Source organism: Vibrio sp. St2, from assembly GCF_947311885.1.
Taxonomy (GTDB): Bacteria; Pseudomonadota; Gammaproteobacteria; order Enterobacterales; family Vibrionaceae; genus Vibrio; species Vibrio coralliilyticus.
In genome coordinates, this window is the sequence record NZ_CAMZNA010000005.1 from 258,274 (window position 1) to 284,464 (window position 26,191).

The 26,191-nt window shown below is 43.2% G+C and carries 22 protein-coding genes and 1 pseudogene; 6 read left to right on the top strand and 17 right to left on the bottom strand.

The genetic code is table 11. From position 1 onward, the window contains the following. Nucleotides 1–70: 70 nt before the first annotated feature. The gene (gene cobO / locus QMA41_RS16700) at nucleotides 71–676 is read left to right on the top strand and encodes a cob(I)yrinic acid a,c-diamide adenosyltransferase (protein WP_171352386.1); all 606 of its coding nucleotides are present in this window, start codon (nucleotides 71–73) and stop codon (nucleotides 674–676) included. Nucleotides 677–732: 56 nt separating this feature from the next. Here the strand turns inward: cobO and QMA41_RS16705 are convergent, their stop codons facing one another. The 8 genes from QMA41_RS16705 to QMA41_RS16740 form a co-directional block, all read right to left on the bottom strand. Next, entirely contained in the window at nucleotides 733–1,389 is a 657-nt protein-coding gene (locus tag QMA41_RS16705) for a DapH/DapD/GlmU-related protein (RefSeq protein WP_006962988.1), read from the bottom strand. Next, entirely contained in the window at nucleotides 1,376–3,526 is a 2,151-nt protein-coding gene (locus tag QMA41_RS16710; protein ID WP_281630200.1) for a peptidase domain-containing ABC transporter, read from the bottom strand. Before QMA41_RS16710 ends, QMA41_RS16705 begins: the two co-directional genes overlap by 14 nt. A gap of 2 nt (nucleotides 3,527–3,528) precedes the next feature. Next, nucleotides 3,529–4,815: an HlyD family efflux transporter periplasmic adaptor subunit gene (locus QMA41_RS16715; protein WP_281630201.1), complete on the bottom strand. Its 1,287-nt coding sequence runs from the start codon at nucleotides 4,813–4,815 to the stop codon at nucleotides 3,529–3,531. Nucleotides 4,816–4,843: 28 nt separating this feature from the next. After that, nucleotides 4,844–5,776 carry a radical SAM protein gene (locus tag QMA41_RS16720; RefSeq protein WP_281630202.1) on the bottom strand — a complete coding sequence of 311 codons (933 nt, stop codon included), beginning with the start codon at nucleotides 5,774–5,776 and terminating at the stop codon, nucleotides 4,844–4,846. Between the two features lie 507 nt (nucleotides 5,777–6,283). Further along, nucleotides 6,284–6,559 carry a hypothetical protein gene (locus tag QMA41_RS16725; RefSeq protein ID WP_021454904.1) on the bottom strand — a complete coding sequence of 92 codons (276 nt, stop codon included), beginning with the start codon at nucleotides 6,557–6,559 and terminating at the stop codon, nucleotides 6,284–6,286. 51 nt (nucleotides 6,560–6,610) lie between these two features. Further along, nucleotides 6,611–7,786, bottom strand: a complete 1,176-nt coding sequence (locus QMA41_RS16730) for a glycosyltransferase family 2 protein (protein WP_281630203.1) — start codon at nucleotides 7,784–7,786, stop codon at nucleotides 6,611–6,613. An 11-nt stretch (nucleotides 7,787–7,797) separates the two neighbouring features. After that, the gene (locus QMA41_RS16735) at nucleotides 7,798–9,159 is read right to left on the bottom strand and encodes a protein adenylyltransferase SelO family protein (protein ID WP_281630204.1); all 1,362 of its coding nucleotides are present in this window, start codon (nucleotides 9,157–9,159) and stop codon (nucleotides 7,798–7,800) included. Then, nucleotides 9,149–9,649 carry a toxin-activating lysine-acyltransferase gene (locus QMA41_RS16740; protein WP_021458402.1) on the bottom strand — a complete coding sequence of 167 codons (501 nt, stop codon included), beginning with the start codon at nucleotides 9,647–9,649 and terminating at the stop codon, nucleotides 9,149–9,151. The genes QMA41_RS16735 and QMA41_RS16740 overlap by 11 nt, the downstream gene beginning before the upstream one ends. A gap of 222 nt (nucleotides 9,650–9,871) precedes the next feature. Between QMA41_RS16740 and QMA41_RS16745 the strand changes: the two are divergent. Then, a pseudogene (locus tag QMA41_RS16745) lies at nucleotides 9,872–10,048 on the top strand (cob(I)yrinic acid a,c-diamide adenosyltransferase); the annotation flags it as partial. A 63-nt stretch (nucleotides 10,049–10,111) separates the two neighbouring features. On the opposite strand, the gene QMA41_RS16750 reads toward QMA41_RS16745, so the two are convergent. The 4 genes from QMA41_RS16750 to apbC all read right to left on the bottom strand — a co-directional run bounded on the left by QMA41_RS16750 (nucleotide 10,112) and on the right by apbC (nucleotide 15,294). After that, nucleotides 10,112–10,885 (bottom strand): hypothetical protein, encoded by a 774-nt coding sequence (locus QMA41_RS16750; protein WP_281630205.1) that lies wholly within the window; start codon nucleotides 10,883–10,885, stop codon nucleotides 10,112–10,114. 135 nt (nucleotides 10,886–11,020) lie between these two features. Next, nucleotides 11,021–13,186 (bottom strand): AsmA family protein, encoded by a 2,166-nt coding sequence (locus QMA41_RS16755; RefSeq protein WP_281630206.1) that lies wholly within the window; start codon nucleotides 13,184–13,186, stop codon nucleotides 11,021–11,023. 157 nt (nucleotides 13,187–13,343) lie between these two features. Continuing rightward, complete coding sequence (gene udk, locus QMA41_RS16760) at nucleotides 13,344–13,985, bottom strand: uridine kinase (protein WP_006962998.1); 642 nt, start codon at nucleotides 13,983–13,985, stop codon at nucleotides 13,344–13,346. Nucleotides 13,986–14,220: 235 nt separating this feature from the next. Further along, the gene (gene apbC, locus QMA41_RS16765) at nucleotides 14,221–15,294 is read right to left on the bottom strand and encodes an iron-sulfur cluster carrier protein ApbC (RefSeq protein ID WP_281630207.1); all 1,074 of its coding nucleotides are present in this window, start codon (nucleotides 15,292–15,294) and stop codon (nucleotides 14,221–14,223) included. 155 nt (nucleotides 15,295–15,449) lie between these two features. Here apbC and metG point away from each other — a divergent pair, with 155 nt between their 5' ends. From metG to QMA41_RS16785, 4 genes are all read left to right on the top strand, one after another. Further along, entirely contained in the window at nucleotides 15,450–17,510 is a 2,061-nt protein-coding gene (gene metG, locus QMA41_RS16770) for a methionine--tRNA ligase (RefSeq protein WP_281630223.1), read from the top strand. A gap of 203 nt (nucleotides 17,511–17,713) precedes the next feature. Beyond that, nucleotides 17,714–18,526, top strand: coding sequence for a hypothetical protein (locus tag QMA41_RS16775; RefSeq protein WP_019276533.1), 813 nt, complete (start codon nucleotides 17,714–17,716; stop codon nucleotides 18,524–18,526). 127 nt (nucleotides 18,527–18,653) lie between these two features. Beyond that, nucleotides 18,654–19,376, top strand: coding sequence for a winged helix-turn-helix domain-containing protein (locus tag QMA41_RS16780; RefSeq protein WP_281630208.1), 723 nt, complete (start codon nucleotides 18,654–18,656; stop codon nucleotides 19,374–19,376). After that, complete coding sequence (locus tag QMA41_RS16785; protein ID WP_281630210.1) at nucleotides 19,373–19,843, top strand: hypothetical protein; 471 nt, start codon at nucleotides 19,373–19,375, stop codon at nucleotides 19,841–19,843. The genes QMA41_RS16780 and QMA41_RS16785 overlap by 4 nt, the downstream gene beginning before the upstream one ends. A gap of 35 nt (nucleotides 19,844–19,878) precedes the next feature. On the opposite strand, the gene QMA41_RS16790 is transcribed toward QMA41_RS16785, so the two are convergent. The 5 genes from QMA41_RS16790 to QMA41_RS16810 form a co-directional block, all read right to left on the bottom strand. Then, nucleotides 19,879–20,607, bottom strand: a complete 729-nt coding sequence (locus QMA41_RS16790) for an outer membrane beta-barrel protein (RefSeq protein WP_281630211.1) — start codon at nucleotides 20,605–20,607, stop codon at nucleotides 19,879–19,881. A gap of 219 nt (nucleotides 20,608–20,826) precedes the next feature. Further along, nucleotides 20,827–21,585 carry a uridine phosphorylase gene (gene udp / locus QMA41_RS16795; RefSeq protein WP_006963005.1) on the bottom strand — a complete coding sequence of 253 codons (759 nt, stop codon included), beginning with the start codon at nucleotides 21,583–21,585 and terminating at the stop codon, nucleotides 20,827–20,829. A 268-nt stretch (nucleotides 21,586–21,853) separates the two neighbouring features. Next, nucleotides 21,854–24,160, bottom strand: a complete 2,307-nt coding sequence (locus tag QMA41_RS16800; RefSeq protein ID WP_281630212.1) for a zinc/cadmium/mercury/lead-transporting ATPase — start codon at nucleotides 24,158–24,160, stop codon at nucleotides 21,854–21,856. Between the two features lie 61 nt (nucleotides 24,161–24,221). Further along, complete coding sequence (locus QMA41_RS16805) at nucleotides 24,222–25,685, bottom strand: MATE family efflux transporter (protein WP_281630213.1); 1,464 nt, start codon at nucleotides 25,683–25,685, stop codon at nucleotides 24,222–24,224. Between the two features lie 79 nt (nucleotides 25,686–25,764). Continuing rightward, the gene (locus QMA41_RS16810) at nucleotides 25,765–26,181 is read right to left on the bottom strand and encodes a CBS domain-containing protein (protein ID WP_006963008.1); all 417 of its coding nucleotides are present in this window, start codon (nucleotides 26,179–26,181) and stop codon (nucleotides 25,765–25,767) included. Nucleotides 26,182–26,191: the final 10 nt, after the last annotated feature.

Genomic DNA, 26,191 nt, shown 5'->3' on the forward strand with positions numbered 1-26,191 from the left:
CAACGATTGCTGGTATTTACCAGCAATTTTTTTGGTTATGATAAGGCCAAATACACTTAAGGAAGCATTCATGCCTGATCAAAATTCAAAGCAAGAACGCCATCAAGCGCGTCAGCAAAAAGTGAAAGAGCAAATCGACGCTAAAGTTGCTGCTGCTCAGGAAGAAAAAGGCCTGCTACTGGTCATAACTGGTAACGGTAAAGGTAAATCCACTTCAGGGTTTGGCACTATCGCGCGCGCTGTTGGCCATGGCTTCAAATGCTCAGTCGCCCAGTTCATTAAAGGAACGTGGGACAACGGTGAGCGTAACTTGCTAGAAAAACTCGGAGTAGAATTCCAAGTCATGGCGACTGGCTTTACTTGGGAAACTCAGAATAAAGCCACCGACACCGAAGCCGCGCAGAAAGTTTGGCAAGAATGTAAGCGAATGTTGAGCGATGAGTCTATCGACGTGATTCTGTTTGATGAATTAACCTACATGATCAGCTACGGCTACATTGAACTTGATGAAGTCGTAGAAGCATTGCACAACCGACCAAAGATGCAATCTGTTGTCATCACTGGTCGCGGCGCGCATCGTACGTTGATCGAAATGGCCGATACTGTTTCAGAAGTGAAAAACGTCAAGCATGCTTTTGAATCTGGAGTGAAAGCACTCAAGGGTGTTGATTGGTAGTCTAGGCTGCCCACTATCATTACAAACAACAACACGAATGACAGCACTGACAATGACTATCGCTCAGTGCTTTGACCCTGTAAGTTCTTTCTCTTGATATTACATGGATTGCCCGCCGCCAGACAGTAGGAAGGGATGCTTTTCGTGACAACACTACCTGCTCCGATAACTGCCCCATCACCAATATGGACGCCAGGTAAAATAATGCACCCGTATCCAACCCAGACGTCGTTACCTATCGTAACAGGCTTAGCTTCTAGGCTATCTAGCTCATTCGCGTGACCTCGATTAGCCAAAGAATGACCACTGCAATCCATAATGACTACATTAGGGCCAAAAATGACATTGTTCCCTATCTTTATCTCTTGATAAGAACAGATAGAAGTACCTTGGAGAACACAGCTGTTCCCGATTTCAATTTTTCCAAATGGACGGTTTTTAATAGATACACTAGTTAACTTTGTTATTCCCGAAGGAAATGCAGGAAGATGAGTGGACTCAATATAACAGCTAGAACCGATACAAATAACTTCATTGGTTTTGGGGTGGTTACCAAAACTATCTGTTCCAACTTTAGTTAGCGTCACTGATGGACAGCCCGAAAATGTCACCCAATTATCTACACCACAGTACTCCCCAAACTGTTGCATCAATTCAGTCCCTGACAATCCAGAATGCTTATCCGGACACAGTATGCGTTCAGAGTGATACATTTGAACCCTCCTGCCTAAAATTATTAGGTATCTCCTGGACTACCCCTCCGTCCATAAGTAAAACTCGATCGGCCGATGCTATGGTTTCTGGGCGATGAGCGATCATCAGGATGGGAATATTAATTTCTTTAAACATCTGACAGACAAACGACTCGGTATAGATGTCTAAACTACTTGTGGCTTCATCCAACACCAAAAATTTAGGTTTCTTGTACAAAGCTCGCGCGATAAGGATTCTTTGCTTTTGACCTCCGGAGAGACTGGAGCCCATTTCACCAACCAGTGTGTGATACCCCATATTTAGACGTTCAATATCATCATGAACACCTGCCCTTCGAGCACACTCAACGAGCCACTCTTCATCTAGATCGCCTGAAAAGAACGTAATATTCTCGATAATCGAACCACTAAATAGCTGATCTTCTTGTAATACTGCTCCGACTTGAGCTCTAAGTGATTTAGAAGCTGTCGATCTATTACCAAAATAGCAAATGTCTCCAGATGTGACTGAGTATATGCCTAATAGAAGCTTAGAGATCGTAGATTTACCGCAACCAGATGGCCCGACTAACGCAACAATTTCGTCGTTTTTGATACTAAAGCTAGCACCACTAAGAATAGGGGGCAGGTCTTTCCCATAGGAAAAGTATACATCGTCGAACTCGATGGCACTCTCATTCTGGTCATTAATCACACTAGGTAGTTCCGTAACATCTGGAGCGCTATCTGTTTCCTTTTCCGTTAAGACAATATCTGCAAGACGCTCGTTATACACGGATAACATCTTAAACTCGAAATACTTATCTATTAGGGAGCTAATGCTGGCCGAAAAGCGCCCTTGATAAGACAGGAACGCCATTAACATACCGATAGTAAAGAGTCCATCTAACACCAAATTCGCACCAAACCAAAGAACACTCGCAGATACAAGGCTAACAATGCTCACATTCATTGTGTTGTAGATCATTCCTAGCTTTTGCTCGTATAGCTGCGCATTTCTGCGATTAATGTTAAGGTTTCTCCATGACGACTCTCGCCAAGGTAGCGTCCCATTTACTCGCAAACTTAATACACCGCGAACAGTCTCAATGAAATAGCTTTCTTCTTGAGTACTAGCTTCCCAAGTATTTTCTTCAGCGCGTTTAAACGCACCAAACCATGCCAACCTGAGAGCGATGTAGCCCAACGCAGCAGCGATGGCAATGAATGAGAGTTGAGGACTATAAACCAACATAACCGACAGCGTGCCAACGACTAATACTAAGTCGAGTAGAGCTTGAATTACACTGGTTGTTAACGTCTGCTGAATGACATTTACAGCAGAAAATTTAGCATTAATACTCCCTATATCCCTTTTTTCAAACCAATCTATCGGTAATCGGAACAAATGATGGAAAACATTCGCAGCCCACTGCATATTAAAATTTACTGAAAGCTTGATTGTCGCCCATTGCTGGGCGAGACCGATTAAGGTTTGAGTCGCCGTTATCATAAGGATGGCTCCAATGACGAGTACAAGTAGATTTTTGTCATACCCAACCAACACTTCATCAATCACGATTTGATTGAAGATAGGTAACGTAAGGGCTAATACCTCCAATACCAATGCAAAAACAAAAATTCGCCCTAGTGCCCCTTTTAGGCCAACTGTTTTACCAATAAGGGTTGATAGCCGAACGGCTTTGCTTTCGACTTTTTCTTCAAAGTCATGAGTGGGTGTTAACTCTAGAGCAATACCTGTAAAATGTTTGTTCACCTCATCATAACTCAGTGTCAATGCTCCATTTGCAGGATCATGAATTTCAATTCTCCTCCCACTCACTTTCTTTAACACAACAAAATGATTTAGATTCCAGTGCAAAATACAAGGTGTGGCTAACTGTTCTAATTCATGCAGGTCCAAGCGCACCGCTCGGCCAGAAAGCTTGAGAAGAGAAGCACATTCAATTAGCCGGGCAAACGACATCCCATGCTGGGTAATGCCGCATTTTACCCTCAATGACCTAAGATCGGTTTTGTAACCATACCAATCGGCAACCATCGCCAAGCAAGCAATACCACATTCCGCCTTTTCAGTCTGTCGGATCAATGGGAGTTTCTTTCCCCACCCCCAACCTATTAGACCATCTGCATGCATCGCTATATTCGCCCATTAATCGTGTACAAAGGCTCTAAAAGCCACTCGTAGACCTTACGTGTATCCAATTCAATGTCTGCAGTTAACGTCATTCCTGACACAAATACTTGCTCCTCCCCATATACCGTGATGGTTGGCTTATCTAATTTAACTCTCACTTGGTACAAACCAACACCACCAAGAGTACGAGAAAGCTGACTTTGTATTAGTGGACTATTTGGTAACATCTCCGCGGAGACTGCAGATTTTGATATAGATGCGATAACGCCTTGCTGAACACCAAATTTTTCATAAGGGAACGCGTCAAACCGTAAGCGAACATCCTGACCTTCTTCAATAAAACCAATGCTACGACTGGGGGCATAAAGCTCAACAACGACTGGGTCTTCACCCTCTGGAATAACAACAAGTAAAGGCTGACCTTTATTAACTGAATGGCCTTCCTTGACGAAGATTGACGCGACGACACCGTCTATCGGTGACACAACCTGAGTGTCTGTCTGATAAAAGTATTCTATTTTGTTTTGAGTAATTTGCTGAAGCTGGCCGTCTATTTCCTGTAGGGCAATATCAAGTTCCAATTGGAGGGTATCTTTCGATTCTTCCAGCTTAGCTTTTTCTCTGACCAAGCGCTGTAAACTAAGACGTTGAGTTTGTACCTTAGCCTCTAGTGTTATTAGCTCAAGCCTTTGTTTTTGAAGCTCAATAGAAGAGATGAATTGTTTGTTGGCTAACACTTGTTGCTTATCAACTAGGCTTTGTGCAAGGCTTAGTTCTTGTTCAGATAAATCAACGACAACTTTCAGTATGCTTTCTTCTTCTGACAGGCGCACTAGGTCATCCTCAATGACTTCTCGTTGATGTTGGGATTTTTCTACTTCTTTATTTCGACGTTCATTTAGCAAGGTGATTTGATTTTCAATGGTACTAACAATGCGCTTTTTTACACCTTGGCCAAACTCATCATATCGCTCTGTTTTTATCTCGTACAACGCTTCTCCAGCGAGAACTTTCTGGCCTTCAGTAACAAATACATTTTCGGCATACCCTTCATCGTTAGACTGTATCTTAACAATACCGCCCGTAGGGCTTACCACTCCAGTCAGTGTATCTCTCCGAGTATATTCAGCAAAAACAACGAAAAAAATGATCGTCAATAAAACGAATACAGATGAGCCAACAAACAAGTTCTGACTAACTGAAGCATCAATTAAAATTGAACCTTGATTGTCTGATCTTTGCGCCTCAAAATACTCTGGCCGGTATAAATGCTTGGCTCTTGCTAACACTGGTAATCCTTTCCCGAAACAAATAAGGCTAAACCTGCGTTACTGAAATTTCTTGTTGCTTATGTGAAATTAACTTTGTATTCACCTTTGTAGCCGACAGGTCTACACCACATTGGCAAATCTTAGTTCTACACTTGGTTGGAGTATCGGGAAGTTCAAAATTTTCGTCATAAATAGAACCAATAGGTCTATCTTGCATACACCAAGAGCGATAAATATCTCCGCTAAACGTCACGACTAAACTATCAATACCAGCATAGCAATCCCACCCAACAAAGTTGGTTTGATTATTAGCGATTAGGTCAAAGGTAGACAAATTCCTAGCTGTACCATCAATATATTTAACTTCTAGTTCAGCCATTGACGGGGGTAGTGTTTTAAGTTCCGGCCTACCACGAAAGTCTTTCATTATCTGTTCTTGTTCAGGGGTATACGAATACTTCTTAGTAATTCCACCATTGCCGAAGCCTTCAAAAAGTGGCTGGAGAGCAATAGAGCAACGAACTTCTTGTTTTAGCCTATTTGCAAACTCTAAGCAGTCATCGAAACGCTCTGGAATCATCATGATATTGACATGGAAGCGTGTATTTTGAGATGCCTCAAGAACTTTGGATACCGCAACAAAATGGGATTCGCTTTTGATATCGTTAATATGATAACTAAGGCTCACGCCCGATAAGTACTCAGCATTGTCTCGCCACCAAGAAACTTTTTTTGATCCGTTAGACACAATTGTTACATCCCCTCCTCCCCATGAAATATACTGTAATAAATCGCTAAAATAGCTTAGAAGTGTTACTTCCCCCCCACCGAACTCAAAATATGGTTTATCATTGGGATCTTCTATACTATCAAGTATATGCTTAACAAAACCTAGTACAGCTTGATAACTAGGAGCCTTAATAGTTCCCCCATTCAAATCTGAGTGACAATAACGACACTTATAATTACAAGTATTCATCAAAGCCCAGTTTATATAAAAACCCTTTCTAACCCTTTTGTTATATAAATAACTATAACTACACATCACTTCCCTCAAAACTTCATTTTGAAACAATAGATAAAGCTAACGATAAATATGCGGCAACCATCGATAATACAAAGGAGGCTATAGTTACAGATAACCAATCTAGATTAGTATAGTCATTTAATAGCAAAACAATAAATGGGGGCAGCATAAAATATAAATAAAACCATTTAGAAATACTTAATCTCAAACCACAGTTGGAACACTTAAAAGGTCTATTCAATTTTAAACCAGTTAACAGTCGAAAAAGATTAACGTTATTTTTACATGAAGGGCATTTTTTCATTGCATTCATTCCTATCATCCCTCCTTAATTCTCGTCGTGAAGGATGTTTTATATCTAAGTAACTATCATTTAGATGTTCAACATTACAATTAGGAAAGCATTCATACTGTCTCTATAAATTATCCCCACAATATGTCGGTGGGGATATTTATAGGTTACAACCCTCGACCACCTGCGAAGCCTGCATTACCTTGAACATTGCTCATACTCATGCTACCACCCCGACCATTGCTTCCACTGTTGCCGTTAGCACTATTACTGACCATTTGGGAACACAAAATACCGGAAGCAGTCCCTACTATCACATTTCTCGTAGCTGCACCAACTACTGTCCCTGCTATTCCACAGCCGATATTGCCTATAATAGTCCCTACACTACCATCACCACCACCATCAACCATTGAAATCTCATCAACGCTTAAGTTATACATAAGTTATTTCCTTATATTTTTTACAGTAAAAGAGTACTGTGCTCATAGAATCTATCTTGTTAGCCATCCTTTCTTCTTGCCTAGGATTTCATCTGAATATCCGAGTAAATTAGGTATCCACGTAATTGACTCTAATAAGGCTGAATATATTGGCGCTTTAATAACTTGCTGGTTTGATAAATCATCCGAAAGATCAAAATCTCTTACATATGAATTAACAAGTAAAAAATAAAACATAATATTTAAAGTACCTATAGCAATCGGAACCCAAATACCTGTCGCAACCATAAATACAAACAAAATAATGCTAGATGGGAATATATACTGTGCCGCCGTAAGTAAAAACCAAGGAGATGCACACAAACCCGCGCTCCAATGAGTTTTCCATGCTTCCGTATAGGCTTCCACCCGACCTCGCGCCCATCGCCTGCGTTGATTAAACAACCCTTTAGCATCGGTAGGGCATTGTGTTGTTGCCTTTGCCTTAGGTGCATATCCTGTTCGATAGCCGTTAGAAATGGCCTTCCAGCACCAAGCGATATCTTCGACTAACCACTCGCTCCATCCCCCTAGCTTTTTCACAACTGAAGCTCGGTGGGCTACAAACGCGCCAGCTAATACTGGAACACAACCAAGTTTGTCTTGCGCGGCTCTTATCGCACCATAAAAGCTAATATGTTCATAGTGTTGCAATTTACCTATAAAACTGACTTCATGGTTCTCTGGTGTGATATACCCACAAACTGCAGCGTATTTTTCATCAGACCAAAGCTTCGCGACCAGCTCATAGATGCCATTGGGTTCGATATAAGTATCGCTATCTACCACGACGTAAACATCCCCAGTTGCAACGCCAAGATGAAGGACATGATCTAAGGCGAAACCTTTTCTACCACCATTTACTGCCCTTTCTACAATTTGGAAGTCGTGGTTTATCTCGGTGCTAGTAATCCACGCTTTAACCCTACTTATTGCATCGTTTGTAGAACCATCATCAATAACAATAACCTGAAGTCGACTTGAATAGTTTTGCTCATTTAGCTTGTTCAGTGCACATATTAAATGCTCTTCATTTTCGTTGTAAAAAGGCAGAAATACGGAAACTTCTGGGTCGTTATCATTTTTACACTTAGACTTTCTCAGTTTATAACAACCAAATAAAACAAGAGTTGTAATAAATGACAATAGGGACGTAGAAATTAATATCATTTCGATCACATCAATCATAATTATTCCACTTATGATAAATAACTATTAATAAGACAACTAATAGATTTATAATCATATTTTTTATGTAGGTGATTTTGATGCATATTAAATGCTGAATACTTTCCTTCTCTTAAAGGAAATTTTGTATGGCTAATATTGAAACCTAATTTTTTTGACTCAACTAAAACTTTCTGTCGAAACTCATTATCATTGAATCGAGTAATAAATTTCCTTTCATCTCCCTTTAGTCGCTCCTTTAAAGTATTTGCACTTTGCAAATTCCTCTCGGAGTGATCCTCGATTCCTAATTCATCTAATAAATACCGATTTTCATAGTCACAAAGTGCTTTTGAGAAACCATACGATAAGTCTTTAATTTGATTTGGAGTAAGTTCACCTTTTGAATAGTGATTAACTGTATCAAACAAATTTTCTAGCCAAGATTCGATTAGTTCGTGGTCATCCCATACGGCACCCACTCCATTAGCCAGTACGTAGTTTCCAAAGTCTGGAACCGCTGTTATCGTTCCAAAGTCCAAAAACCTACCATCTATCGATATATTTGAACTCGTTAGTGAGCCATGTGGAATTCCTTTTACTCTCGACGCAGCGACCTGAGAAGCAAGGCGGTTTATCAATTCGTTTAGAACTTCACCAAGAGGGATATCCTCCATCCCACCTAACAATTTAGAGAGATACGGTACTGCTTTCCTTACACGGTTAGCATCATTATCACGCAGGAAGCTGTAACTCTCCTCTGGCCAAAAAAATGTGCATCGTTCAAAATGTGCCGGACGAACTGACATTTCTCTGATTGCTAGTGCACAGTGCTTATTTGGAGTACCATCTTGATACGTAAAAGCATGTTTGGTATTGGTTTTAATAATGGCTAATGTACGTATTGCTCCATATGGTAAATGTTTGTGACAGATCTCACCCCATATAGCTTCGCTAATGGCTTCGTCGATAAATAACTTTCCATGAGAGTGGCTTTCAGAAACATTTTGAGAGATTAGTGGATTTCGTCCAATACCTTTGACCTGAAAATTACCATTTATTCCACATCTAGCACTGCCTCCATTACAAACTTCATGTCGAGAGCCGTATTGATCAGCCATGAATTGTTTCTTATCATTTATATTAATCCGATCCTTCTTAGCATAATCTTTGGAAACATAGCTAAAATTTTTAACTAACTCATTTTTAATTAAATTCTCGTCGCCGTTAATTCCATAATCTTGAAGAAGTTTTTTATTAATCCAGACAACCTCTGTTCCTGACAATTTATAAGCATCAAAAGAGACAAAAGATTCCTCTGGTAATAAATTTCCTATGCACGGGGTGTTATCTACTCCAACTAGCTTGTGCGTTTTTAGTAGTTCAGTACCCATAAATACTCCGCTTATTTGTTCTAACAATCCGACCTTGATCGTCTCGAATACAAATATTGACCGCACTTCTATTAATATCTGTGGATGAAGTAATGTATCTATATAATTCTCTTAATTGGCTATTCTTGTTTTTTTCAACAAACCAATCGACAATTATTAAGTTATTACCTTCATTCCAGTGCATTGGTTTTAAAAAGAATCGAGGCTGAGTCATGTACTTTGTCAAAGTCGAGTCATCCACCCATGCCCATAATACATATCCGGTATATTCAACATCACTAGTTAGCTTAAGGAACTTATATTGCCGATGGAGAACAGCTGGTTTGATCCAATGTATGAAGGACGACAAGTTTAAATTTTGTCGCAACTTACTCTTAGACATGGTTTCAACAAATCGGCCTAGCTCATGCGTTGCTTCTGCTTTCGATAGAGCTCCATAAGGCATACCTGTTATCTGGTTGTTGTAATACGAAACTGTCTTTTCTTTCATAACAACACTATGATCTATAATGACTTTCTGTTGGTGGCTAAATTACAGGTAGTTATGACGAAAGAGAATAATGGTAAGAAACGTATTCGAATGACCTCTTTAAAGTATGCCTATGACAAATATATCAGTTGCAAGATACTTCATTTTTGATCGCAAACTGCTTGTCATTTTTATGCCACATGTAAAATATGTGGCATAAAAAACAATAAGCTCTATCGATGTGATCTTGATGAAATCGTCGAAACATTGAACAACTGACCAAAGATGCAATCTGTTGTCATCACAGGTCGCGGCGCGCATCGTACGTTGATCGAAATGGCCGATACTGTTTCAGAAGTGAAAAACGTCAAGCATGCTTTTGAATCTGGGGTGAAAGCGCTCAAGGGTGTTGATTGGTAAAGATTTGCTGGTCAGTGGCGTAGTCAGTCTACGCCACTCTTACGTGCCGTTGGCACTGTATCTCTATTCAATATGGATGTTGTTTTGATGCTTATAATGTCCATCAGGCCATATGTGATTGGGGTAGTGATAGCTTTCTGATTCCATGATAGCAACTGTACCGGGCAATTTATCGCTCAATGCTTTTCTCGTTTTAAGTCTCATCTCATCAGAAAACAAATCCGCCTGAGAGCCTGAATACGCAGCGGTTGCCAGATAGAAGAACTCGGTAACTTTACACGCATCATCGCAGGTCGGGTCATCATAAAAGTAGTAACCTTTCTGTTCTGCCGTTTGCCATTGGCGATACAATTCACTCTGCTGCGAATTTTGATCGCTGAATACATTCGGAAACAGCCCCTGCCAGCCTGCGTTCAGGATCAAATGATGAATCTCTTCTTGGGAGGCATCTCGATCCGCATCTGGATTGGTTTCTTCGGCGGACAAGTCCTGCCCAACAATGCCATCGATGTCCATTTGCTCAAACGCTTGGTCACTAAATCCTCTGGCACTCATAACCAAGGTTGCTCGATTACCCTGAAGCTCATTAACCATACCCGTTTGGTCAACCTGACCATCTTGATCGTTGTCCAACCACTGTGCGGCAACATTCGCAGCGTGGCGCAGTTTATCAATCGGCACCTGGTTCGTTGCACAAATCGTAACAGCATTAAACACCGTTGCTTTTTGTGTAAGGAAATCAGCCGGACAGCCTTGTTTAGCGTAGGGGCTAGGATCGAATTCCCCAGCCTGCGCTGGCACGGCCATAAATGGTAAAAGAAAAATCAGTCGTTTCATGTTCCCTCCTTAGTCAGAACTCCACTCTACTCACATTCACAATATGAATCTGTAAGCACTTGTAATGACTTTGTAAGCGGGCCAGAAACAAAAAAGCGCACCCTAGGGTGCGCTTTCAATTGATATCCAAGTAGATTAGTTAAATAAACCTTTCAGTAAGCTATTCACCGCTTCTTTGGTCTTTTCATCTTTGATCTTGTCGCCCAGTTTTTCATCGAGCTTCTTCAGGCCGCGATCAATTTCTTTCTGCGCTTTTTGCTTCAGAACATCATCGAAAACCAGCTTGAATTTAGGCTGCTGCCAAGAACCAGAGATGTTGATTGGAATCGTTACATCACGCAACTCATCAATGTCTTTACCACCCTGCCCTTCTAGCGAGCCAACGATTGAAGTGCTGACCGTGAAGTCGACAGTTTGATTCAGGTAATTGGCGCTACCATTACCACGAATGCGCAGCAGTGGTGATTGCATGGTTAAGTCGTTGGTCGACACGTTGCCCTTGTTTAGTTTCAGCGTCGCCTTCATCGCACTAAAGTCCGTCTTTTGCGTCTCATTGCTGGACTCAACTTTCTGGCCTTTTATTTTGGCGTAGTTTTCACGAATCAATTGTGCAACGTTGATGCCGTTAACGGCACCATCGGTGAAGTTAATGCCAATAGTCCCTACCAAGTTTTTCTGAATACCTGTTGGCGTCAAGCTACTGCCTTTAACGTCAACATCAATATTACCCGTCCCTTCCAGCATGTCATTATTTGCCACGTCTTTCAGCAACGGCTGAACTTTAACTCCTTTGATTTTCTTCTTCGCTGTGTAAGAAGCTGGGCTCTTACGTGCATCCAATTTAGCGGTTGCAGTAATTGAACCTTGGTACAAGTTTGATGAGAACGATGTCAACTCAGCAATACCTCGATTGACATAGAAGCTCGCTTTGACGTTCTGCATTCTGGCGTTGCTGGCTTTGAACTCATCAATGGTAATGTCACCTTTGACGTCCAACGTCTTCAACGCTGACAGATCAGGTTCTACTTCGGCCTGTGGCTTACTTGTCGATGCAGAAGCGCTACTAGAGCTTGTCGAGCCTGTATTTTGCGTACCTGCTGTACCTGATGCTGAAGTATTCTCTGCTGTCTTATTCAGACCAAGGAACTCATCCAAGTCAATGTTTGGACTGTGCAGAGCAAAACGCACTTTTGGAATATCACCTAGCGTCACGTCCGCCTTACCATCAAAAGCGAGTGCGTTGGCGGTTAACTTCTCTAACACAAAGCTCAAGTGACTTTTTGTCAGATCAAACGTCAGATCGGATGCCATATCCACTTTCATTGGCGATTGCGGCAGCGAGTCACCTTTGAATGTTGCATCCAACGTCAGTTTGTTCATCACCACTTTAGAAATCGCTTTGTCTACCGTCAGTGCACCAGCGCCTTTCATATTGATGTCAAGACCAGCCGCTTGACCTGCAATGCTGTAAGTCAAAGCATTTGCTTTATCAAACTCAAACGTTTCCAACCCTAACTTGATTGAATCCATCTTGGTTGCCGGGTCGCTAAAGCTCGCATTGAGGTCAATGTTACGCAGCGCATACTCAGCAAAGCCTTTTGCTAGCTTAAATTCGGCACTACCTTGCGCCGTGAACTTTTGCTGGTTGTTTTCGCCTTTGGCGGCAAAATCAGCTTTGGTCCAAGTATCTACCGCAAACTCAGACAAGTTGAGCGACACATCGTAGAGCTTAGTGTAGGAACCAGCCTGCTTATCCTGAATTTCAACCGCAGCATTAGAGACTGTGACTCCAGCAAGATTGATCGTCCAAGTAGAAGCTGGGCTTGGGCTTGACTCTGTCGGAGCAGAATCCGCAGGCGCTTCTGTGTTTGGCGCATCCGTTGTCACGGCTTCCGTCTGCGTATTTTGAGCCTGTGTCAAAGCATCAATGTTCTTACGGCCATCTTTGAGTGTTTCGAGGTAAAACTCTGCGCCATCAAGAGTGATGTTGCCAATTTCAAGCTGCTGACTGAATAAAGGCATAACGGAGACATCAACGCCCACAGTTTCTACTTTGAACATGTTTGGCTGGCTAAAACCCTGTGGGTTACGCAGTTCCGTTTTGCCTAGCTCAAAGCCGATAGATGGGAAGAATTGCCAGCTGATATCGCCTTCAATCACTAGCTCAAGGCCAGTTTGTTTCTGCGCTTGCTCAACAATAAGAGGTTTAAATTGGTTTGGGTTAACCAAAAGTACCAGTGCCAATAGAGCACCGATAATGATTACTAGAGGAATCGCTATAAATAGGAACAGTTTCTTCATCAGCATTATCCTTGCTATTCGGGTATTGCCAGACGTGAGTGGACAAATATCCCAAGTATAAGTCTTGTCGGAAAACTTTTATGAGACATAAAAAGAAAGTGGCACTTAAAGTGCCACTTCTTACATAAAAAATAAAGCGCCTGAATGAGATAAGGGCTTAAGCTTTCAAAAGTTTTGCAATGTGAGCTTTTAGTACATCGATAGCAATACGGTTTTTACCGCCACGAGGAACGATGATGTCCGCGTATTGCTTTGAAGGTTCGATAAATTGCATAAACATAGGACGCACTGTTTCTTGGTACTGCTTCAGTACTGATTCCATTGTACGGCCTCGCTCTTCCACGTCGCGCTTCACACGGCGCAGCAAACAAATGTCGAGAGGCGTGTCCATAAAGACGGTCGCGTGCATCAAATCACGCAAACGTGGATCAGTCAGAAGAAGAATACCTTCCAGAATGATCACCTTCTTTGGTGTCATAGATGAGGTATTTTCTGTACGTGTGTGGTCTGTATAGCTGTATTCTGGTACTTCGACTGCTTCGCCACGAGTCAGCATTTCAAGATGCTCACACAGAAGGTCATGATCCAGCGCGCTCGGGTGGTCGTAGTTGGTCTTAACACGCTCTTCCATGCTCAGGTGACCCTGATCGTTGTAGTAGCAATCTTCCGTAATCACACCAATTTGATGATCGCCCACTTTCTCACGAAGCTCGTTGTAGATAGTGCTGGCGATTAAACTTTTTCCAGAAGCAGACGCGCCAGCAATACCGACGATGACGCATTGATTATTATCAGACATTATTCTTGCACCCGATGAATTGAATTGGTGTCGTGTTCTAATACTAGCATTGTGCATAAAAGCACACATTGTGTATTAGTGTGTAATAGATAAACCGCCTGATTATAGGGAGTTCGGCCTGCAGTTACTAGTGAGGATTTAGCCCAAACCTACAAATGGAATAAATAAGCGCAACGCAAACGATTACAAGCTATAAGATGAAGAAACGAGTGCTTAAAAAGCACTCATTTTATCGTTACTCGACCATTGTAAATTGGATAGATGCCGGCTTTTCTTTGCCATGCCAGTACATTCGGGCACATACGGATTCAGCCAGTTGAATATACTGAGCTGCATGTTCAGAATCTGGCCGCGCTGCCACCGTCGGACAACCGTTATCAATGTCTTCACGCATAGAGATGTGCAGAGGAACTTGAGCCAATAAATCGAGACCATATTCACTCGACATCTTCTCGGCGCCACCCGCTCCAAAGATGTGTTCTTTACCACCACAATGGCTGCAAATGTGGTAACTCATGTTCTCAACTAACCCCACAACTGGAACTTGCACCTTCTCAAACATTGCCGCACCTTTGCGCGCGTCTGCTAATGCGAGATCTTGTGGTGTGGTCACTATCACAGCTCCGGTCACCGGAATTTGCTGCGCGAGTGTCAACTGAATATCTCCCGTCCCCGGCGGCATATCGATCACCAGATAATCCAGCTCTGGCCACTCTGTCTCATTTAGCAATTGAGCCAGCGCTTTAGACGCCATCGGCCCGCGCCAGATGGCTGCTTCATCCTTCGATACCAGATAACCAATCGAATGTGTGTAAATGCCATGCGCAGCAATAGGCTGCATCCACTTATCATCGCGAACAACCGGTGTCGCATTTTGCTGGCCAAGCATCATAGGTACGGACGGCCCATAAATATCCGCATCAAGTAACCCGACTTTTGCCCCTGATTGCGCCATGGCGAGCGCTAGGTTGACTGAAGTTGTGGATTTACCGACACCACCTTTCGCAGACGTCACTGCGATGACATTTTTCACCCCTTTAACTTCATGGCCAACATGAGTTTCCAATGGTTTAGGTACCACGGTAATCTCGCACTCAAAAGCGGCAACCTCACCGCCTTGTTGCTGAGACTGAACCCATTCAGACAACTCGCTAACGAGTGCTTTAGCAGCAAATGGAATGGCGATCTGGATAGCATTTGCTCCGACCGTGACAATATTGGCCACAGATGCCCATTGCGGAGCTAAGCTCGGGTGCTCAAATTGGTTTAACCAAGCACAAAAATCTTGCTTTGAAGTGAACTGACGCATAGGTCCTCCTTATGCATCTAATCGTAGCACTGAGCAGCGCAGGACTGAACCCCGAAAAAACTAAGGTAATCGCGCTGATGACTCCTTGGAGTCACTGGTGGGATAAGGTAGTATTACTCTCTATTTTTATACACCTTAAGAAGCGATTATTAAGTATGGCAAACGATCCAAGAAAACTACTGGTCACTTGTGCCCTCCCGTACGCTAACGGTTCGATTCACCTAGGTCACATGCTTGAGCACATTCAAGCTGACATCTGGGTTCGCTACCAACGCCTACGTGGCAACACTGTAAACTTCATCTGTGCTGACGATGCTCACGGCACGCCAATCATGCTAAAAGCACAACAGATGGGTATTACGCCAGAAGAGATGATCGCTGCAGTAAGTGAAGAGCACCAGAAAGACTTCGCTGGCTTCGATATTAGCTTTGATAACTACCACAGCACACACTCTGAAGAGAACCGTGAGCTGGCTTCACACATCTACCTAGAGCTGAAAAAGAACGGCTTTATCTCTAGCCGCACTATCTCTCAGCTGTTTGACCCTGAAAAAGAGATGTTCCTACCGGACCGTTTCGTAAAAGGTACTTGTCCTAAGTGTAAGTCAGAAGACCAATACGGTGATAACTGTGATAACTGTGGTGAGACTTACAGCCCGACTGAACTGATTGATCCTAAGTCAGCAGTATCTGGTGCAACTCCAGTAATGAAAGACTCTGAGCACTTCTTCTTCGATCTACCTCAGTTTGAAAGCATGCTGCAAGAGTGGACTCGCTCTGGCTCTTTGCAAGCGGAAACTGCAAACAAGATGCAAGAGTGGTTTGAGTCAGGCCTTCAACAGTGGGACATCTCTCGTGATGCACCATATTTCGGCTTTGAAATCCCAGGTGAGAAAGACAAGTTCTTCTACGTATGGCTAGATGCCCCTATCGGTTACATGGGTTCATTCAAAAACCTATGTGACAAGCGCGATGACCTAGATTTCGATGAGTACTGGAAGAAAGACAGTACCACTGAGCTTTACCACTTCATCGGTAAAGACATCGTTTATTTCCACTCTCTATTCTGGCCTGCAATGCTTGAAGGCAGTGGTTTCCGTAAGCCAAACAACGTATTTGTGCACGGCTACGTAACCGTAAACGGCGCTAAGATGTCTAAGTCAAAAGGCACATTCATCAAAGCCGCTACTTACTTAAACCACCTAGACCCAGAATGTCTGCGTTACTACTACGCTGCTAAGCTAAACAGCCGTATCGATGATCTCGATCTTAACCTTGAAGATTTCACTCAGCGCGTTAACGCTGACGTGGTCAACAAGATCGTTAACCTAGCGTCTCGTAACGCAGGCTTCATCAGTAAGCGTTTCGAAGGCAAGCTGTCTGACAACTTCGCTGAGCCTGAGCTATACAACGAATTCGTTGCAGCTGCTGATCGTATCGCAGAGCTTTTTGAGACTCGTGAGTTTGGCCGTGCTATCCGTGAAATCACAGCACTGGCAGACAAAGCAAACCAATACGTTGATGAAAAAGCACCGTGGGTTGTAGCGAAAGAAGAAGGTAAAGACCAAGAACTGCAAGACATCTGTTCTGTGGGTATTAACCTATTCCGCGTTCTGATGACTTATCTGAAACCAGTTATGCCAGAGCTTGCTGCACGAACTGAAGGCTTCCTAAACGAAGAACTGACTTGGGAAGGTATCGCTGCACCACTAACTGGTCACGAAATCACTAAGTTCAAAGCGCTATTCAACCGCATCGATCCTAAGAAGGTTGAAGCAATGGTTGAAGCTTCAAAAGAAGACGCAGCAGCAGAAGTTGCAGCAAAAGAAGCGGCAGAAGCAGCAAAGAACAAAGCGAGTCAGACTGAGCTTGATAAAGAGCCAATTGCGGACGAAATCGAATTCGATGACTTTGCGAAAGTTGATCTTCGTATTGCTAAAATCGTTGAGTGTGAAGAAGTACCAAAAGCAAACAAGCTTCTCAAATTGAAGTTGGATATCGGTGGTGAAGTGCGTCAGGTATTTGCAGGCATTAAGTCCGCTTACAAACCTGAAGATCTGATCGGTAAGCACACGGTGATGGTGGCAAACCTTAAACCACGTAAGATGAAGTTCGGCATGTCTGAAGGCATGGTACTGGCAGCAGGCCCAGGTGGCAGTGATCTTTGGATCCTAGAGCCGCACGAAGGTGCCCAGCCAGGCATGCGTGTCATGTAAGTCAACTGACTTTTAGTTACATAAGCCCCGCTTCTAAAGCGGGGCTTTTTTGTGCCCTAATTCACACTTTTGGTGAGTTCATGCACCTTCTAAGAGCACAGAAGAGCACCTAATAAAATTAAGTTATTGAAATATAATAGATAAAATTCTGGCATCAAAGCTGCTCTACCCATTAAGAGGTATCAAGCAACAAGGAGTCAGTCATGTTTGTACTCATTTCTATCATTATATCCGTAGGCATTTTGCTGACGCTGTTTCACTTTTCAAAACATCGTCAAACGACACTACAGAGAAAATTCGACATTCTCGTATTACTTAGGCAAGTTTTGCTGCTTGGTCGACAGCACAGATCGCTCACTCATCAAGCGCTATCCAACCAAAATCAATCTCAGAGCTTTCCTGAGTTAGAACGAATTTATGACCAAATGATGGAGAAATCGGGCGAGCTTATTGCAGTTGCACAGTTTGAAAACAAACCTATGTATCGAATTCTGCAATTGAAACTCAAGGGATTACATAAAGAATGGTCTCATCGTTCAATCGCTCGCAATCAAGTCGTTCACGGACACGCCATTCGCCACTGTATGTTCTTAATGGATGAAGTCGCCATCGCTTGGTTGATCGAATCTGGGCGAGGAGAATTGAGTGATGAGTATCACCTTAACTGGCAACAAGTCCTCGACAGCATGGAAGTGCTCACTCAACTGCGTGTTTCCATTCAGGAAGCTCACTACCCTGAAGGAATGTTGCGTGTGAAATACTATTGTGATAAATCTAGGCGTAAGCTCAATCAGCTATCACTGATTTGCCCAATGTCGATTGCCTCACCGCTAAGCTCAAAGTCCATGCATACTTTGTCTGAAATCGGGGCTTCCGATGACATGGTGCTTTCCGTAGAAGAGCTATACCAACTGACGACAGACATCTCCCTAATCATTTCTCAGGTGTACGACCAGATGTTGTCAAACATCACTGAAAGTTTGTATTTACCCCTGCCTAAAGTTGCTTTTAACTAATGAGTAGTAGCGCCACATGATTTGTGGCGCTCTTATAATGTAAAAATTACATAAAATATCTTAATTCAAACTTTACAACTTAGTCTAAAATTATAGAATTGACTTAAAATCTTAATTCTATTTTTCTATGAGTAAAAACGATAGTATCGTTTATTATTGTGATGACTTAATCTTAGACAGAAAAGAAATGTCTATAAAAATAGATAGTCATGAAAACAAACTAAACTATAATGAACTAATGATTATTATCCACTTTATGGAAAATAATAATCAGGTCATATCAAAGAATCACCTTATCTCAGTAGGCTGGCCAGACAGTATTGTTACTGACTCCTCGTTGCACAAAGCTATTTTTAATCTTCGCTCAGCAACTCGACACTCCAAAACCATCGAAATAAAAACTATTCCTAATAAAGGCTATATGTGGGTTTGCAATTATTTTGAAGCAAAACGTGTTGAAAGAGAAAGCGAGAATATGGCCGCCTCTCGGGTTGAAAAAGTCCCCCAAAAATTCATCAAAGCAAGTATTGTCTCTCTTTCAGCGATAATGCTTAGCACTGCGCTGTGGTCTGTCAGTAACAATTACTTTTTTAATACAACCTTTATTGATGAACAATACCACATTATGAAAATATCAACTAAGACGGTATTAAAACGCAAGGATCAGCCTTTACCTCAAGAGCTTATCGATAGAATAAAGGATATGCCTTGCGAGTGTTCCTATTTTTATTATAAGAATAAAGACACTTATGAATTATCAACATTTAGTTCAAAAAATAAGAGTAGTAACAATTACTTTATTGATAAAGAAGAATGGGATGTATTTATAAAAAAATGGGGCAATGAATGATGAAGCGGTATTATATTTTACTTATCATTAGTTCTTTAGCGATTTGGGGTTCTGTTGTTTTTGAAAGTGATATTAATTTCAGAGGTGGCGTATTCAACAGCAATATTATTACTCACCCATACAAAGCAGAAAAATGGCAAGAGAATATCAATATTTTGATCAATGAAGATGGTAGCTTTCATGCAACACTCATCCTAGAAGGGAATGAGCTGCCACGAACTGAAGTCTTCTCTGTATTTGGCCAACTCAATAAAGATGCCGAATATGCCTATCAGATCGTTTCTAAAACTAAATCAATGCAAGAGACTTCACTACCGGAGCTGATTTCGGAACCCTACACACAACTGTACTTTTCTGAAGACTTGACCTTGGTCGATTCATTCAACGTTATCTATCGTGACAAAGATAAGCTGATAGTCGAAGCAAAAGAAGGTGAACTAAAAACGCTAATGATCACTAGAGAATAGAGGCTGCCTCTTACCGAAGAGGCAGCTAAATCTGTCTAGAAGGAGTACGTCGCCCCTATCTGAAAAATGTTGTCGTTCGCTTTTTTTTCCAAATCAAAATCTGCAAATTTTAGCTCTCGATAGACAAAATTGGTGTTGAGCGCCCAGTGATTCGAAAAGTAATAGTCATTGTTTAAGTGGATTTCGTGCTTATAGATGTCCATGCCGTCCTCTTCGAAATAACTGATGTTGTAAAAAATGTTCAGTCTATCATTGTCACTTAAGCTAACGACGCTTCCTAATTCCAACGACATACCATCTTCAAACCGAATCACCTCATCACGTACAGCAACATAATCTTCCGGATGCATAGAATCGTATTCTTCATTGGTGAAAGACCTTTGACTCTTTTTAAGCTCACTCCAACCAACAGCTGCATATGGCTTAAATCTTCCCAACGACAAGAAATAACCCAGACCAATGTATTGATTCGCGCTCCCGAAATGTTCTTTACCTGAGTACTGCGAAGATGCGTTGCTGGTCTGACGCTCAGCTCCCTCTATACTTGACTCATCGTAACGAGCCTGAATAAAAAGCTGATCATAGAAGTTCCAAGAAGCATCCAAATAGGCTCCTAAACCTTCTCTTGCATCCTCGTCTCCATACAGTCCCTCACCCGCATTGCTAATGTGCAGGCCAGCTGAAACGTGATCAAATGGGTTTTCTAGGGCATAACACTGACTGGTTAGAATAAGTGTGCTGATAGCGAAGAATATTTTTGACACGGATTTCCCTCATAAAACTTGTGTAATTCCTAACGACTGGCTGTCGTTCAAAGCTGGCACAAAGTAAAGAAGCTAGGCTGAGATAGGAACGGAAGGTTTCTTACTGGTTCTGAAAAAGCTAAAACCGTGTTTTTAGCTTTTTTGAGAGCATATGTGTATAGAGTAAATAAAAAGCCCCGCTCAATGAGCAGGGCTTTAGAAAGGGAAAAGTTTGCTTGATTAAAGCATCTTACGTGCAGCTTCAACCACAACTTTGATTGAACGCGCTTCAGTTTCTTTTAGCGTTGAATGATCCGGGATCTCTTTCTGAGTACGGTTGATGATAACACCCGCCACACAGCCAGCTTTCAAGCCTGAGCTCGCACACATCGTTAGCAGTGTTGCAGACTCCATTTCAAAGTTCAGCACACCCATATCTTGCCACTCTTTCATAGAGCCTTGGAAACGCTTCACTACACGACCTGAGAAAGTATCGTAACGTTCCTGACCAGGGTAGAACGTGTCACTAGATGCAGTTACACCCATGTGGACATCTGCACCAGACTCTTCAACAGCAGCTTTCATTGCTGTAGCTACTTCAAAATCAGCAACTGCTGGGAATTCCATTGGAGCAAAGTGAAGACTTGCACCATCTAGACGAACAGAACCTGTTGAAACGATCATGTCACCAACATTAACGTGTGGCTGAATTGCGCCCGTTGTACCCACGCGTAAGAAAGTACGAACACCTAGCTGCGCTAACTCTTCAACAGCGATTGAAGTAGAAGGGCCGCCGATACCAGTAGAACAAACAACAACCGGCTTACCGTCTAGTTCAGCACGGTAAAGCGTGTATTCGCGGTGGCTTGCCAAAAATACCGGATTCTCCATTTCTTCTGCGATCTTTTGAACGCGCGCAGGGTCACCTGGAATAATCGCTAATGTTGCACCTGCAAGATCAGCTTCAGTAACGCCTAAGTGAAATACGGCTTGAGACATAGGGGGCTCCTTAGTTTGACGAAACTTGATTCAACACACGAACCTGTTCGTTCTATAAATTTCATTGGGTACAGGAATACTTTATCTGACTCACGCCCCCCAAAGAGTGATAAAACTCACATTGATGAGCGCAAACAGTATTAGCATTGCACATAAAATCGGTTGGCATCACATTTTTATACAAATCAGCTTCTGGTGTTGCATAAAAAACAGCCTCTGCACCATAGATACAGAGGCTGAGCGTTTAACCAGAAATGTTGTGAATGGGCTAATCCTGCTGAGACTTGAATTTCAATAGCCGAAGCGCATTCAGCGTCACAATCGCTGTTGCCCCACTATCTGCTAATACTGCCACCCAGAGGCCAGTAATACCCAATAAACTGGTCACTAAGAACACTCCCTTCAGACCCAGAGCTAAGAAGATATTCTGACGAATATTGCTTAGTGTCGCACGCGACAGATCAATCATACCTGCCAGCTCCACTAAACGGTTGTGAGTGATTGCAGCATCTGCGGTTTCAAGAGCAACGTCCGTACCGCCACCCATAGCAATACCGATGCTTGATGCTTTCATCGCAGGAGCATCATTGATGCCGTCACCAACCATAGCGACATTCGCGTTGGAGGACAGCTCCTCAACATAGGTTACTTTATCCTGAGGCAGCAGGCTGGCTTTGAAATCAATATCGATCATTGAGCTGATCGCTTGCGCACTGCGCGGGTTATCCCCCGTTAACATAATCGAATTGATGCCTAAGCCTCTCAACGCTTTCACTGCTTGCGCGGAGTCTTCACGCAAGGTATCTTGCCAAGCAATCAGGCCCATTACTGTGTTTTCGTTCTGCACGGCTACTACTACCGTTTTGCCCTGCTCTTCCATCTGCTGGATACGAGATTCGATATCACCGCTCATCTCAAACCCAAGCTTACTTGGTGCAATTGCCTGATACACAACCCCATTCACCACACCGCGAACACCACTACCTATCAATGCCTGTTTGTCCAAAGCTTCTGGTAAGTGAATACCTGCTGATTTGGCTTTGTTAACCAGCGAGACAGCCAGCGGATGACTTGAGCCGACTTCGATAGCCGCAATGTTCTCAAGCAACTCCGACTCTTGCACATCACCAAGAGTAATGATGTCCGTTACTTCCGGTTTACCTTTAGTCAAAGTACCCGTCTTGTCGAAGGCGATGGTTTCAATCTTTCCAAGCTGTTCTAGCGCCGCTCCACCTTTGATTAGAGCCCCACGTTTTGCTGCCGCAGCCAGCCCCGATGTAATCGCAGCTGGTGTGGAGATCACCAGTGCACAAGGGCATGCAATCAACAGCAACGCCAGACCACGATATACCCAAGTTTCCCATGGCTGAGCAAAGAACATTGGCGGCACGATAATCACAAACAGCGACACCATCATCATGAGTGGTGTGTACCAACGACTAAATTTATCTAAGAAACGTTCCAGAGGCGCTTTACGTGATTCTGCTTCTTCAATCAGATGAAGAATACGATCAATGGCATTCTCACCTTGTTTAGAGGTAATCGTGAAGCGCACCACTTTGTCCACCACAACAGCACCAGCCATGACAGATTCGTTTTGGTAACGCTCGACTGGGATGGATTCACCAGTCAATGCACTTTCATCAAAACTGGCTGCATCACCGACCAATTTGCCATCTGCAGGCAATCTTGCTCCGGGCGAGACCTCGATGATATCGCCAGGTTGTAACTCACTGGCTGAGACTTCAACGCGCTGACCGTCAATGATTTTGGTCGCGGTTTCCGGCACCAATTCCATCAAGGCTTGCACGCCGCTGCGGGCACGAGAAGCCGCAAAGGCCTCTAACTGCTCACCAATCAAAAACAGCAGTAATACCATGGCCGCTTCAACGGTCTCCTCCAGATAAAGAGCACCCAGTGCAGCCACACTCATTAGTGTTTCAATGGCAAAGGGCGTACCTGATTTGGCTAATACAATGGCTTTCTTACCGATAGGATACAGGCCAGCCAAACACGTCAGGATAAACATCCATTCGCTGACCAGAGGAAGAGCGGGTTTGAGCACTGCTGCAATTGCCATCGCCGATGCAATGGCGATAATCTGCGCGTTTTGCTTAAAGATATGTTTCCAGCCAGAAGCCGTTTTTTGATTAGAAGAAGAGTTGGGGCTGGCAAAGCTAAAGCCAGTATCTAGAATGGTTTGTTCTACCAGTTGCGCCACACCAGAGTGGTCTACTTTTACAACCAATTTTTCTGTCGCAAACAGAACTTTGGCTTCAACAACACCATCAACTTTGTTAACGGCAGTTTCAATTTTTCGCGCGCAGGATGGGCAGTCCATACCACCGATTTTCCAGCTTTGCGTCATTCGAGGGTTTTGTGACAGACCGGAGTCACTTTCTTCATCGGCTGGATCAGTGCCACTGCCACAACTGTCTGAGCTGCAGCAGCCAGAATCCGCCGTTTCTACGCCTACCATCTTAATAGTTGAAATTTTTGGGCTGGCACAAGAGCCTGTATTTGAGGGATTAACCGCCACTTTGTCTGAACGACATGCTTGATGTTTGGTGCACATAAACTTATCTCCATTGAATGTACACCTTAATCATAAACCTTGGAGTCTACTCCAAGGTCAACTATTTTTTTGCTTCCTGAGGCAAAATTTCTTTCTGACTGGCTACTTCATCAATCAAGACTGCATCATGAGTACAAAACGGCTGAGAGTTGATACTGGTAATCGACGGATCTTCCTCCACCAGCTCAGTGGTTTCACCTTTCATTAAATCAGCCAAGTGCATGCGTAAAACAAAGGTCGCCAGGATGCCAAATACAATCGAGCCAAGCGCTTGACCATACAGCACGCCCAGTGCCCCAAACCAACTCGAACCTAAATAAACAAACGGCAACGTCCCTAACGTCGCTTTACCTAAGTTTAATGCTGTCGAATAAAGCGGTTTACCAAGATTATTGAAAGAGGTGTTGGCGACAAATTGCGCCCCATTAAAAATGAAGCTCACGGCCACATAGGTGCAAAAGGCGGAGACAATAACGGCGGCATCACCTTTCAAGCTGAACCCAGAAATCACCAACGATTGTGCGAAGTAGAGAATGAAGCAAACCAGAATCGTGTAGGTGGTGGTCACGATTAGTGAGTTGTTTAACGTGTCACGTACACGATCAAATCGCTCTGCTCCGAAGTTTTGGCCGATGATTGGCCCAACGGCCCCAGACAGAGCAAATATCACCGCAAAACATACAGGAATCAATCGTCCGATAACCGCATAACCTGCAACAAAATCTTCGCCATATTGCGCGATTGACGTTGTTACGATTGCGTTGCCAATCGGGGTCGCGATATTGGTGATAATGGCTGGAATCGCAATAGTCAGAATTGCTTTGAGATTGTTACTCCACGCAGGCAGCGACAAGCGTGCAACCAAGTTATGAACACGAATCAGAGGGTAGATAGAGAAAAACAGCACGGTAAATCGAGCAAAAACGGTAGCAATCGCGGCACCTTCCACATTCCATCCAAAACCAAAGATGAAAATTGGATCGAGAATAGCGTTAGCAATACCACCTGCCAGTGTCGCCCACATTGAGCGTTTCGCATCTCCAGCTGCTCTTAAGCCCGCGCCCGCAGACATGGCAATGGCAATCACAGGGCCACTCGGAATAAGGATTCTCAGATAAGCTTCGGCGCGCTCTGCCACGTACCCTTTAGCACCTATCGCGTGCAGCAATTCGGGAATATAGAAAAACATGACCGCACTGACTACGCTGCTGATGACAAAAGCGGTGGCAATAATGCTGCTACTCAGTTGCCTGGCATGATCGCGCTGCTTAGCCCCTATTGCCTTAGAGACTAGTGCCCCCATTGCGATGGATGTACCAATAGAAATTGAAGTAGAGAAAAACACCAGTGTGCCAGCAAAGCCGACCGCAGCCGCCAGCTCCACTTGCCCTAACATACTGATAAACAGCATATCCAGTAAGTCGACAACAAACAGGGCCATTAAACCAACAGAACCTGCGCCGGACATCACCAATATGTGGCGCATGGTTGAACCTTCAACAAATTTAGCGCTCTGATTCTGCATGCTTCTCCCCGGACTTTGCTGGTATCAATAACAACAAGAGGCGCATATTTGCGCCTCTTTTACAGTTTGTAACACATCACTATACCGGATGCTTAAAGCAATCGTCCAGATTCTTCGCCACCGCTCTGAGCACATCTCGACGCGTAATAATGCCGACGAGCTTGCCGTTATCAATCACCGGATACACTTTCGGTTTACCCACTTGCATCATATCTGCCAGCTCAATAATCGAGGTATCTGGACCAACCGAAATAACATCAGGATGCATGCAGTCCGACACAATGTGAGTATCCTGACAGTAGTAACTGACCTTAACCAGTTTATCTAGCAAGTCATGTCCTGAAAGAAAACCAATCACTTCTTCTTTTTCGTTAATAACCGGTCCACCGAGATAACTCGACTTCATCACTTTTTCCAGCGCAGCACTTAGTGACATTTCAGGTTTAAACGTCACGGCTTGCAATGTCATGTAATCTCTTACTTTCAATGATTCCATTTGTGTCTCC

What these genes read in the sequence shown, in the direction of transcription:
- cobO (WP_171352386.1), top strand. Translation starts at nt 71, where the DNA reads ATGCCTGATCAAAATTCAAAGCAAGAACGCCATCAAGCGCGTCAGCAA.
- QMA41_RS16705 (WP_006962988.1), bottom strand. Translation starts at nt 1,389, where the DNA reads ATGTATCACTCTGAACGCATACTGTGTCCGGATAAGCATTCTGGATTG.
- QMA41_RS16710 (WP_281630200.1), bottom strand. Translation starts at nt 3,526, where the DNA reads ATGCATGCAGATGGTCTAATAGGTTGGGGGTGGGGAAAGAAACTCCCA.
- QMA41_RS16720 (WP_281630202.1), bottom strand. Translation starts at nt 5,776, where the DNA reads ATGAATACTTGTAATTATAAGTGTCGTTATTGTCACTCAGATTTGAAT.
- QMA41_RS16725 (WP_021454904.1), bottom strand. Translation starts at nt 6,559, where the DNA reads ATGTATAACTTAAGCGTTGATGAGATTTCAATGGTTGATGGTGGTGGT.
- QMA41_RS16730 (WP_281630203.1), bottom strand. Translation starts at nt 7,786, where the DNA reads ATGATTGATGTGATCGAAATGATATTAATTTCTACGTCCCTATTGTCA.
- QMA41_RS16735 (WP_281630204.1), bottom strand. Translation starts at nt 9,159, where the DNA reads ATGGGTACTGAACTACTAAAAACGCACAAGCTAGTTGGAGTAGATAAC.
- QMA41_RS16740 (WP_021458402.1), bottom strand. Translation starts at nt 9,649, where the DNA reads ATGAAAGAAAAGACAGTTTCGTATTACAACAACCAGATAACAGGTATG.
- QMA41_RS16750 (WP_281630205.1), bottom strand. Translation starts at nt 10,885, where the DNA reads ATGAAACGACTGATTTTTCTTTTACCATTTATGGCCGTGCCAGCGCAG.
- QMA41_RS16755 (WP_281630206.1), bottom strand. Translation starts at nt 13,186, where the DNA reads ATGAAGAAACTGTTCCTATTTATAGCGATTCCTCTAGTAATCATTATC.
- udk (WP_006962998.1), bottom strand. Translation starts at nt 13,985, where the DNA reads ATGTCTGATAATAATCAATGCGTCATCGTCGGTATTGCTGGCGCGTCT.
- apbC (WP_281630207.1), bottom strand. Translation starts at nt 15,294, where the DNA reads ATGCGTCAGTTCACTTCAAAGCAAGATTTTTGTGCTTGGTTAAACCAA.
- metG (WP_281630223.1), top strand. Translation starts at nt 15,450, where the DNA reads ATGGCAAACGATCCAAGAAAACTACTGGTCACTTGTGCCCTCCCGTAC.
- QMA41_RS16775 (WP_019276533.1), top strand. Translation starts at nt 17,714, where the DNA reads ATGTTTGTACTCATTTCTATCATTATATCCGTAGGCATTTTGCTGACG.
- QMA41_RS16780 (WP_281630208.1), top strand. Translation starts at nt 18,654, where the DNA reads ATGAGTAAAAACGATAGTATCGTTTATTATTGTGATGACTTAATCTTA.
- QMA41_RS16785 (WP_281630210.1), top strand. Translation starts at nt 19,373, where the DNA reads ATGATGAAGCGGTATTATATTTTACTTATCATTAGTTCTTTAGCGATT.
- udp (WP_006963005.1), bottom strand. Translation starts at nt 21,585, where the DNA reads ATGTCTCAAGCCGTATTTCACTTAGGCGTTACTGAAGCTGATCTTGCA.
- QMA41_RS16800 (WP_281630212.1), bottom strand. Translation starts at nt 24,160, where the DNA reads ATGTGCACCAAACATCAAGCATGTCGTTCAGACAAAGTGGCGGTTAAT.
- QMA41_RS16805 (WP_281630213.1), bottom strand. Translation starts at nt 25,685, where the DNA reads ATGCAGAATCAGAGCGCTAAATTTGTTGAAGGTTCAACCATGCGCCAC.
- QMA41_RS16810 (WP_006963008.1), bottom strand. Translation starts at nt 26,181, where the DNA reads ATGGAATCATTGAAAGTAAGAGATTACATGACATTGCAAGCCGTGACG.